The organism is Mesorhizobium sp. M7A.F.Ca.CA.001.08.2.1 (assembly GCF_003998455.1).
Lineage (GTDB): Bacteria > Pseudomonadota > Alphaproteobacteria > Rhizobiales > Rhizobiaceae > Mesorhizobium > Mesorhizobium ciceri.
Genome location: NZ_RZPW01000904.1, coordinates 1 through 2,266, shown reverse-complemented (window position 1 = coordinate 2,266; position 2,266 = coordinate 1). Strand labels below are relative to the sequence as shown.

Sequence of the window (2,266 nt, the reverse complement as noted above, 5' to 3'; positions counted from 1 at the left end):
CTGGTGTCGAGGACATCTCGCACACGTCCGAGATCATCGAACATGCGGCTGATTCGTCCGAACATGCCGATGCGTCCGAGCATGGCGAGGATTCGGCCGAGCAGGACGAAGGCGAAATCCGCGAAGGCGGCCCGACGTCGATCGCCGCCTCGGTCGAGGCCGATGTGATTTCCGAAGCCGTCCCGCTGGCCGAACAAGGCAGCGAAGCGACCTCCGGCGACAAAGATCGCGGCATGCTGGAAGAAGTGCAGTCCTCGCATCCGGACGATCACGAGGTCGAATCGGTCGGCGCCGAGGATGCGCTGGAAGAAGTGCGCAACCGCCGCAAGCCGGTGCGCCGCCAGTACAAGATCCAGGAAGTGATCAAGCGCCGGCAGATCCTCCTGGTGCAGGTCGTCAAGGAAGAGCGCGGCAACAAGGGCGCGGCGCTGACCACCTATCTGTCGCTGGCCGGCCGCTATTCGGTGCTGATGCCGAACACGGCGCGTGGCGGCGGCATTTCGCGCAAGATCACCAGCGCGGTCGACCGCAAGCGGCTCAAGGAGGTCGTCGCCGATCTCGAAGTGCCGCAGGGCATGGGCGTCATCCTGCGCACCGCCGGCGAGAGCCGCACCAAGGCAGAGATCAAGCGCGACTACGAATATCTGATGCGGCTTTGGGAAAATGTCCGCAATCTCACCTTGCAGTCCACGGCCCCTGCCCTGGTCTACGAGGAAGGCAGCCTGATCAAGCGCTCGGTGCGCGACCTCTACAACAAGGATATCGACGAGATTCTTGTCTCCGGCGAGGAAGGCTACCGCGAGGCCAAGGACTTCATGCGCATGCTGATGCCGAGCCACGCCAAGGTGGTTCAGCCGTTCCGCGACACGACGCCGATCTTCGTGCGCAACGGCATCGAGGCACAGCTCGACCGCATGCTGCAGCCGCAAGTGACGCTGAAGAGCGGCGGCTACATCATCATCAACCAGACCGAAGCGCTGGTTGCCATCGACGTGAATTCGGGCCGCTCCACCAAGGAGCACTCGATCGAGGACACCGCGCTCCACACCAATCTGGAAGCGGCCGAGGAAGTCGCGCGTCAGCTCAGGCTGCGCGATCTTGCCGGCCTGATCGTCATCGACTTCATCGACATGGAGGAGAACCGCAACAACCGCTCCGTCGAGAAGCGGCTGAAGGATCACCTCAAGAACGATCGTGCGCGCATCCAGGTCGGCCGTATCTCGCATTTCGGCCTGATGGAGATGTCACGCCAGCGCATCCGCGCCAGCGTGCTGGAATCGACCATGAAGCCTTGCCCGCATTGCGGCGGCACCGGCCATGTGCGCTCCGATTCGTCGGTCGCGCTGATGGTGGTGCGGGCGATCGAGGAATTCCTGCTCAAGGATTCGCGCAGCCACATCACGGTGCGGACGCCGGCGGCGACAGCACTCTACGTGCTCAACCACAAGCGCGGCACGCTGGTGGAGCTCGAAAGCCGCTTCGGGCTGACGATCACCGTCGAGGCCGACGATTCGGTGGGTTCGCAGCACTATGCGATCTTCCGCGGCGCGTTGGCTGAAAAGCCGGAAGGCTTTGTCGAGGCGCGCAGCTTCCCGGCCTATGTCGAGCCGGACGAGCCCGAGGATGAGATTGCCGTCATCGAGGAAGACGACGAGGCGCCGATCCAGGCAGAACAGCCACGCCAGCAGCCGCAGCAACAGCAGCCGCGGCCCGCTGCCGGTGGTGAGGAAGGCGAAGGCCGCGACCGCAAGCGCCGCAAGCGTCGGCGTCGGCGTGGCGGCAAGGATCGCGATCGCGAACATGGCGCCCCTGCGGACGGTGCTTCCGTCTCGGCTCCGGCCGGCGAGTTTTCGGACTCGGACTCGGCCGCCGGAGATGGCGACGCGGAAGCGGACGACAATGCCCCTGTTGGTGTTTCCGAAACTCCTGCCACAGCTGAAGCTTCGGACGAAGGCCAGGGCAAGAAGCGCCGGCGCGGCAAGCGCGGCGGCAAGCGCAACCGCCGCGAAGACGGTGAAGGCGAGGCTGAGGCAAGTGCTGGCGAAGCAGCCGACGCGTCCGAAGGCGAAGTCTCGGCAACCGAGGTGATCGCTAGCGAGCCGGTGGTTACCGCAGCGGCCGAAGAGCCGGTGGTGCTTGCTCCGGCCAATGACGACGCGCCGAGCACGGAGAAGCCGAAGAAGCCACGCCGTGCCGCCAAGCCGAAGAAGGCCGCAGCCGAAATCGTCGCCGAAGAGCCGGCTGCCGAGGCGGAAGCACCGGTCGA

1 protein-coding gene is annotated in these 2,266 nt (G+C 65.1%); it reads left to right on the top strand.

Features of this window, described 5'->3' with window-relative positions; all coding sequences use genetic code 11:
• Positions 1 to 2,266, top strand: a 2,266-nt coding sequence (locus EN914_RS32710) for a ribonuclease E/G (RefSeq protein ID WP_164779086.1), incomplete at both ends; no start/stop codon positions are given.